4 protein-coding genes, 8 tRNA genes and 2 rRNA genes are annotated in these 7695 nt (G+C 49.6%); all 14 read left to right on the top strand.

Annotated features, from left to right (window positions below; genetic code table 11):
* Nucleotides 1–202: 202 nt before the first annotated feature.
* Nucleotides 203–3115, top strand: a 23S ribosomal RNA gene (locus EXW96_RS20240).
* A gap of 104 nt (nt 3116–3219) precedes the next feature.
* Nucleotides 3220–3336: ribosomal RNA gene (gene rrf, locus EXW96_RS20245) — 5S ribosomal RNA — on the top strand.
* Nucleotides 3337–3342: 6 nt separating this feature from the next.
* Nucleotides 3343–3418 (top strand) — tRNA-Asn (locus EXW96_RS20250).
* 5 nt (nt 3419–3423) lie between these two features.
* Nucleotides 3424–3499 (top strand) — tRNA-Thr (locus tag EXW96_RS20255).
* Nucleotides 3500–3506: 7 nt separating this feature from the next.
* A tRNA-Glu gene (locus tag EXW96_RS20260) sits at nt 3507–3578 on the top strand.
* A gap of 6 nt (nt 3579–3584) precedes the next feature.
* Nucleotides 3585–3660: transfer RNA gene (locus tag EXW96_RS20265), tRNA-Val, on the top strand.
* A 6-nt stretch (nt 3661–3666) separates the two neighbouring features.
* A tRNA-Thr gene (locus tag EXW96_RS20270) sits at nt 3667–3742 on the top strand.
* A 20-nt stretch (nt 3743–3762) separates the two neighbouring features.
* Nucleotides 3763–3837 (top strand) — tRNA-Gln (locus EXW96_RS20275).
* A 5-nt stretch (nt 3838–3842) separates the two neighbouring features.
* Nucleotides 3843–3915, top strand: a tRNA-Lys gene (locus tag EXW96_RS20280).
* An 11-nt stretch (nt 3916–3926) separates the two neighbouring features.
* Nucleotides 3927–4006 (top strand) — tRNA-Leu (locus EXW96_RS20285).
* A 376-nt stretch (nt 4007–4382) separates the two neighbouring features.
* Nucleotides 4383–5153 (top strand): SDR family NAD(P)-dependent oxidoreductase, encoded by a 771-nt coding sequence (locus tag EXW96_RS20290; protein ID WP_174351250.1) that lies wholly within the window; start codon nt 4383–4385, stop codon nt 5151–5153.
* A gap of 37 nt (nt 5154–5190) precedes the next feature.
* Complete coding sequence (locus tag EXW96_RS20295; protein WP_054820296.1) at nt 5191–5676, top strand: 2,4'-dihydroxyacetophenone dioxygenase family protein; 486 nt, start codon at nt 5191–5193, stop codon at nt 5674–5676.
* A gap of 178 nt (nt 5677–5854) precedes the next feature.
* Complete coding sequence (locus EXW96_RS20300) at nt 5855–6532, top strand: RraA family protein (protein ID WP_074729649.1); 678 nt, start codon at nt 5855–5857, stop codon at nt 6530–6532.
* Nucleotides 6533–6550: 18 nt separating this feature from the next.
* Nucleotides 6551–7546 (top strand): 2-dehydro-3-deoxygalactonokinase, encoded by a 996-nt coding sequence (locus tag EXW96_RS20305; RefSeq protein ID WP_062410395.1) that lies wholly within the window; start codon nt 6551–6553, stop codon nt 7544–7546.
* Nucleotides 7547–7695 lie beyond the last annotated feature (149 nt).

The raw sequence follows: 7695 nt of genomic DNA on the forward strand, positions 1-7695 counted from the left end.
TCTTGGCAAAAGTTGATGGTTGCATCGGCAAGCCGGAGCATGGTAAGATACCTTTCCTGCCGGTAAAACGGCAGCGAAAATACGTTTGTTCCTTGAAAACTGGATATCGAAACAAAGCAAAATGCTGAATCATCCCGCTGCGATTTTTGTAAGAAAATCGTCAGCAGCCGATACGTAAGTGTCGGTACCGAATAACCAAATTGGTTAAGCTAATAAGAGCACACGGAGGATGCCTAGGCGCCAGGAGCCGATGAAGGACGTGGCGAACGACGAAATGCCTCGGGGAGCCGTAAGCAGGCTTTGATCCGGGGATGTCCGAATGGGGAAACCTGCGTATCGTAATAGATACGTACCATGCAGTGAATACATAGCTGCATTGGAGGCAGACGAGGGGAACTGAAACATCTAAGTACCCTCAGGAAAAGAAAACAAAAGTGATTCCGTCAGTAGCGGCGAGCGAAAGCGGATTAGCCCAAACCAGGGGGCTTGCCCCCTGGGGTTGTGGGACGTCAACGTGGGTTGAGCAGAGTAGGTGAAGCGGTCTGGAAAGGCCGGCCGGAGAAGGTAACAGCCCTGTAGCCGAAATTCTGCGAAAGCCCTAGACGGATCCCGAGTACCGCGAGACACGTGAAACCTCGTGGGAATCCGGCAGGACCATCTGCCAAGGCTAAATACTCCCTGGCGACCGATAGTGAAGCAGTACCGTGAGGGAAAGGTGAAAAGAACCGCGGGAGCGGAGTGAAAGAGAACCTGAAACCGTGTGCTTACAAGAAGTCAGAGCCCGTTAAAGGGTGATGGCGTGCCTTTTGTAGAATGAACCGGCGAGTTACGTTTGCAAGCGAGGTTAAGGTGAGAAGCCGAAGCCGCAGCGAAAGCGAGTCTGAACAGGGCGAATGAGTTTGCAGGCGTAGACCCGAAACCGTGTGATCTACCCCTGTCCAGGGTGAAGGTGCGGTAACACGCACTGGAGGCCCGAACCCACGAATGTTGAAAAATTCGGGGATGAGGTGGGGGTAGCGGAGAAATTCCAATCGAACTCGGAGATAGCTGGTTCTCCCCGAAATAGCTTTAGGGCTAGCCTCGGGAGATGCGTCGTGGAGGTAAAGCACTGATTGGGTGCGGGGCCCGCCAAGGGTTACCAAGTCCAGTCAAACTCTGAATGCCACAGACGTTATCCCGGGAGTCAGACAGTGAGTGCTAAGATCCATTGTCAAGAGGGAAACAGCCCAGATCATCAGCTAAGGTCCCCAAGTGTGTGTTAAGTGGGAAAGGATGTGGAGTTGCGCAGACAACCAGGATGTTGGCTTAGAAGCAGCCACCATTCAAAGAGTGCGTAATAGCTCACTGGTCGAGTGACTCTGCGCCGAAAATGTAACGGGGCTAAACACACCACCGAAGCTATGGGTCCAGCAATGGGCGGTAGGGGAGCGTTGTAACAGCGTTGAAGGTTGATCGTGAGGACAGCTGGAGCGGTTACAAGTGAGAATGCCGGTATGAGTAACGAAAAGATCAGTGAGAATCTGATCCGCCGAAAGCCTAAGGGTTCCTGAGGAAGGTTCGTCCGCTCAGGGTAAGTCGGGACCTAAGGCGAGGCCGAAAGGCGTAGTCGAAGGACAACAGGTTGAAATTCCTGTACCACCGTGAACCGTTATGAGCGATGGGGTGACGCAGAAGGATAGTGACGCGAGCTGATGGATGCTCGTCCAAGCAGTGAGGCTGGTGTGCAGGCAAATCCGCACATCGAAAGGCTGGGCTGTGATGGGGAGGGAAAATTGGAGTACCGAAGGTCATGAGTTCAGGCTGCCAAGAAAAGCCTCTAGCCAGGGAGAAGGTGCCCGTACCGCAAACCGACACAGGTAGGCGAGCAGAGAATGCTAAGGCGCGCGGAAGAACTCTCGTTAAGGAACTCGGCAAAATGACCCCGTAACTTCGGGAGAAGGGGTGCCCCGGTAGGGTGAATAGCCCGAGGGGGCCGCAGTGAAAAGGCCCAAGCGACTGTTTAGCAAAAACACAGGTCTGTGCGAAGCCGCAAGGCGAAGTATACGGGCTGACGCCTGCCCGGTGCTGGAAGGTTAAGGGGAGCGGTTAGGGGTAACCCGAAGCTGTGAACCGAAGCCCCAGTAAACGGCGGCCGTAACTATAACGGTCCTAAGGTAGCGAAATTCCTTGTCAGGTAAATTCTGACCCGCACGAATGGCGTAACGACTTGGGCGCTGTCTCGACGAGAGATCCGGTGAAATTTTAATACCTGTGAAGATGCAGGTTACCCGCGACAAGACGGAAAGACCCCATGGAGCTTTACTGCAGCTTGATATTGGACTTTGGTACGATCTGTACAGGATAGGTGGGAGCCTGAGAAGCATGAGCGCCAGCTTGTGTGGAGGCGACGTTGGGATACCACCCTGATCGTATCGGAGTTCTAACCTGGTGCCCTAAGCGGGTATGGGGACAGTGTCAGGTGGGCAGTTTGACTGGGGCGGTCGCCTCCTAAAGCGTAACGGAGGCGCCCCAAGGTTCCCTCAGAATGGTTGGAAATCATTCGCAGAGTGCAAAGGCAAAAGGGAGCTTGACTGCGAGACAAACAGGTCGAGCAGGGACGAAAGTCGGGCTTAGTGATCCGGTGGTACCGAATGGAAGGGCCATCGCTCAACGGATAAAAGCTACCCTGGGGATAACAGGCTTATCTCCCCCAAGAGTCCACATCGACGGGGAGGTTTGGCACCTCGATGTCGGCTCATCGCATCCTGGGGCTGAAGTAGGTCCCAAGGGTTGGGCTGTTCGCCCATTAAAGCGGTACGCGAGCTGGGTTCAGAACGTCGTGAGACAGTTCGGTCCCTATCTGTCGCGGGCGCAGGAAATTTGAGAGGAGCTGTCCTTAGTACGAGAGGACCGGGATGGACGTACCGCTGGTGTACCAGTTGTCTCGCCAGAGGCACGGCTGGATAGCCAAGTACGGAAGGGATAAGCGCTGAAAGCATCTAAGCGTGAAGCCCCCCTCAAGATGAGATTTCCCAGTACGTAAGACCCCTTGTAGACGACGAGGTAGATAGGTTCGGGGTGGAAGCACGGCAACGTGTGGAGCTGACGAATACTAATCGGTCGAGGGCTTATCCAAAAAGCACATGAAGATGATCAGCGGCTTGGTTTCGATCCAGTTTTCAGGGCGCAAGCCGCCTTGAAAGTGAAAATGCGATGTTTTCTGGCAGAAACATCAATACGTTTGGTGATGATGGCGGAAGGGAACCACGCGTACCCATACCGAACACGACCGTTAAGCCTTCCAGCGTCGATGGTACTTGGACCGCAGGGTCCTGGGAGAGTAGAACGTCGCCAAGCGAATATTCCCTGATAGCTCAGTTGGTAGAGCACTCGACTGTTAATCGAGTTGTCACAGGTTCGAGTCCTGTTCGGGGAGCCATACTTGCTTCCATAGCTCAGTAGGTAGAGTGCATCCATGGTAAGGATGAGGTCACCGGTTCGATCCCGGTTGGAAGCTCCATACATAAGGCCCGTTGGTCAAGGGGTTAAGACACCTCCCTTTCACGGAGGTAACAGGGGTTCGAATCCCCTACGGGTCATCCCGTGGAGGCTTAGCTCAGCTGGGAGAGCATCTGCCTTACAAGCAGAGGGTCGGCGGTTCGATCCCGTCAGCCTCCACCATTTTATGCCGCTGTAGCTCAATTGGTAGAGCAACTGACTTGTAATCAGTAGGTTGGGGGTTCAAGTCCTCTCGGCGGCACCAGAGATGAATGATCTACATATTGGGGATTAGCCAAGCGGTAAGGCAACGGACTTTGACTCCGTCATGCCTAGGTTCGAATCCTAGATCCCCAGCCATTTATGAGCCATTAGCTCAGTTGGTAGAGCACCTGACTTTTAATCAGGGTGTCGTAGGTTCGAGTCCTACATGGCTCACGTTGTAAAACGCGCGTATGGCGGAATTGGCAGACGCACCAGACTTAGGATCTGGCGGGAGACCGTGGGGGTTCAAGTCCCTCTACGCGCATCCGATACATAAAGACCCTTGGAACAAAACTTCCAAGGGTCTTTTTATATTGTTCTCAAGAAACGCCGCCGCTGCCCCTTGACAATCTCCTTGCTATATCCGTAGCCACAGACTTTCTGCACTATGCCCAGAAGGGAATGAGGACTTGACGTGGCTTATACGGTATAAGGTATCAAAAAGAAATTGACAGATGGCATAAGTATGTTATAATGTGAAATATAGAAACAAACTAATATATTAGATATTAGTTGAAGACAGTTAACCTCTTTGGTAGAAATTTGACGGGGATCTTGGAGTAGTGCTGCCAGATCAAAGCCTCTGATAAGGAATACTAAGGGAAACGAATAATCAAATACAACAGGATGGGAGTGTAAACATGGGCTCAAATCAAGTGGCCATCGTAACTGGCGGTTCGTCAGGACTTGGATTATCCGTTGTTCAGCGATTTGCCGAAAAAGGCTTGACCGTGGCGATCGTCGATATTGCAGTGGAAAGCGGAGAAGCGCAGAAAAACAGATTAAGAGCTGAAGGCTATGATGTTCATTTCTTCCCGGCCGACGTATCTGATCAAGAGGGTGCCAGAGTAGTCGCAGAGAAAGTCGTTAAAGCATTGGGCAGTATTCATATTCTGATCAATGCGGCGGGAATCATCAGACGCTCACCCAATGCAAAAGTAACAGACCAGGAGCTTAAAGGTGTCCTCGATGTTAACTTAAATGGAACCGTTTACATGTGCCAAGCGGTTCAACCTTATATGGCTCAAGGCGGAGGCGGTGCCATTGTTAATTTTGCTTCGATGCTTGCACATTACGGAAGCAAGAATTTGCTGTCGTACGCTGCCTCGAAAGGAGGAATCGTTCAAATTACGAAATGCTTGGCGGTGGATTGGGCTGAATATAATATTCGCGTCAACGCTGTAAGTCCTGGTTATATCGAGACACCATTGTCATCCGGCGCAACGAGGGATCCCGTATTTAAGGACAGAATTCTTTCGAGAACCCCGCAAAGACGTTTTGGGTTACCGCAAGAGGTTGCTGCTGCAATCGATTTTTTGAGCTCCAAGGACGCAAGCTTTATTACGGGTGCCGTTCTTCCTGTAGACGGCGGACTCCTCGCCGGAGATCCATCTTTATTCCCGCCTGCCTAATATTTTTATAAATAATAAACAAATGGAGGAAAGAAAAATGACACAAACACAAACTTTAAACGACTTTACAAAAATGGTTGGATTACCGGATCAGGCCATTGATATTAACGAGATCCCTTGGGTTCCCCAAACCGATCGTGTATGGTTTAAACCGGTTCGTTTTGATTTGTCTACCGGACGTTGGATTAATTTATTGAGAGTATTGCCAGGCGGAATAGTAAACCGTCATCGTCATACCGGCGGGCAGGTCATGGCCTATACCATCCAGGGCCAATGGAGGTATTTGGAAAGAACTTGGGTCGCTAAGCCAGGTACGTTCGTTTATGAGCCGCCGGGCGACATTCATACGCTTGTCGTTGATGGAGAGGAAGAAATGATCACGCTCTTCATATTGGAAGGAACGATTCAATATTTGGATGATGAAGATCAAGTATATTATCAAGACGATGTGTTTACGAAATTGAAGCTTTACAAAGAATACTGTCAAAAACACAATATTCCGGAAATCAACTTGCTGTACTAAATCGACCCGAGCCTCGAATGCTTGAATTGTCGGAAAAGCCGTGATCAGCGGTATGCAAGTTAAAAGCAAAAGTATCTATCGGCTGGTTGCGATGGGTACTTTTGTTTTTCAAGCCATATACACGCTTTAGATCGGGTTCTTGTACAACAATTGTAAAATGAAGGATGGGGAACTCCTAATGAAGAAAATAATTAATCCAAGGCCGCAAATTGATGAAGCAAAAATTAAACCTTTTCGTGATATGGCCGATGTGTTATCGTTATCCTGTGTGGTCGGAGATGCGATGCAGCGCAATCAGGTCATGAGGCATGATATGAAACCGAAAGCGGCAAATAAGAAAATCATTGGACCTGCCATTACGGTCAAATTAACCGCCGGCGATATTGTCGATTGCCTGGAAGTATTTGAGGTTGTAAAACCGGGCGATGTGATCGTCATTGATGCTTTTGGGGAAACTGAAACCTCCATATGGGGAGGATTGATGTCCGGCCTGGCACGAAACGCGGGTGTGGCAGGTGCGGTCATTGACGGCAGCTGCCGAGATACGGATGAATCCAGAATGCTCGATTTTCCCATTACCGCGAAGGTTTCCGGTCCAAGAGCCGCACACACGGCGTATTCCGGTAGAAAAGAGCCGATCGAAATTAATGTTCCCATAAGCTGCGGCGGTGTCATTGTTCACCCTGGCGATTTGATTGTAGCCGACGAGATCGGCGTTGCTGTCGTCCCTTATGACCGGTTGGAAGAGGTATATGCTTTGGCGCGTGAGCAGGCCGACAAGGAAATAGCGACCAGAGAAGAGATACTGAAAGGAGCGACTGTGGAAGAGTTACTTCGAAAATTCGGGAGAATTTAACGTAAAGGTTGGTTGCTGATGTTTAGAATAACGATTGATACGGGAACAACCAATACCCGTGTAGTTTTATGGAAGGCGTATGATGCCGTGGACTCGGCAACGGCTGAAACGGGAGTGAGAAATACCGTACTTAACGGCAGTAACGAAGCATTGAAAACAACGATCGGTGAATTGATTAACAAGCTGTTACAAGCCAACAATCTGGATGTAAGCGATGTAGATATCATTGCCGCGTCGGGGATGATCACATCCAATGTGGGGCTGGTGGAAGTGCCGCATATTCCCGCACCTGCAGGGATGGATCTGCTTTCAAAACATATGGTTTGCAAACGGTTTCCTGAAATCGTGGATAAGGATATCTGGTTTGTCCCCGGAGTTAAAAGCATTTCGAATTCATCTGACACAACAGAGGATCGTGTTACTGATATTATGCGGGGAGAGGAGGTTGAAACCTTTGCATTGGTGGAAAAACTAAATGTAACCGGACCGGCGCTTTTTATTTTACCTGGATCGCATACGAAATTTGTTTTCCTGGATGCTCAAAAACGGATAACGGAAAGTCTTACGACGCTTACGGGTGAACTGCTTATGGCTATATCGAATCATACGATCATAGCCAATGCGGTTAATAAATCTTATGCAGCTGCTCTGCTTCCGGATCGGGTGATTGAAGGATATCAGCGGGCTAAACAAGCGGGCCTTGGTCGGGCAGCATTTTCCATACGTGTATTGGACCAATTCTCAGAACTTAGTGTGAACGAGAAAGCCAATATGCTGATGGGGGTAGTTTTTGCTGAAGATCTTCGGGCCATTCTTAATCATCAGGCGATCTTTGCTTCGCAGAAAATACCAGTTTATATAGCTGGAAAAGAGATCGTAAGGGATACTCTCGCGCTGCTTTTCAGCGTGGAGAAATACGAGGGAGAGGTCATTCCTGTAGATTCTCAAACGATGCATCATTTGGCAGGATACGGTGTACTTCGTGTTGCGGAATATGGCGGGTTAATTACTTGATCAGGTCAATGAACATTTTGCACAGGAGCAGAATTTACAATTTACGTTGCTAGATGTAAAATGGCACTTAGAAATCATAAAGACAACGGGTGTATGTTTCGATAAACGGAACATGCACCTTGACTAGAGGGTGATAACTTGATCATATT

This window comes from Paenibacillus sp. JMULE4 (genome assembly GCF_013337105.1).
GTDB classification, from domain to species: Bacteria; Bacillota; Bacilli; order Paenibacillales; family NBRC-103111; genus Paenibacillus_G; species Paenibacillus_G naphthalenovorans.

Excerpts from the sequence above, each read along its gene's own strand:
- EXW96_RS20290 (WP_174351250.1), top strand. The coding sequence starts at position 4,383 with ATGGGCTCAAATCAAGTGGCCATCGTAACTGGCGGTTCGTCAGGACTT.
- EXW96_RS20295 (WP_054820296.1), top strand. The coding sequence starts at position 5,191 with ATGACACAAACACAAACTTTAAACGACTTTACAAAAATGGTTGGATTA.
- EXW96_RS20300 (WP_074729649.1), top strand. The coding sequence starts at position 5,855 with ATGAAGAAAATAATTAATCCAAGGCCGCAAATTGATGAAGCAAAAATT.
- EXW96_RS20305 (WP_062410395.1), top strand. The coding sequence starts at position 6,551 with ATGTTTAGAATAACGATTGATACGGGAACAACCAATACCCGTGTAGTT.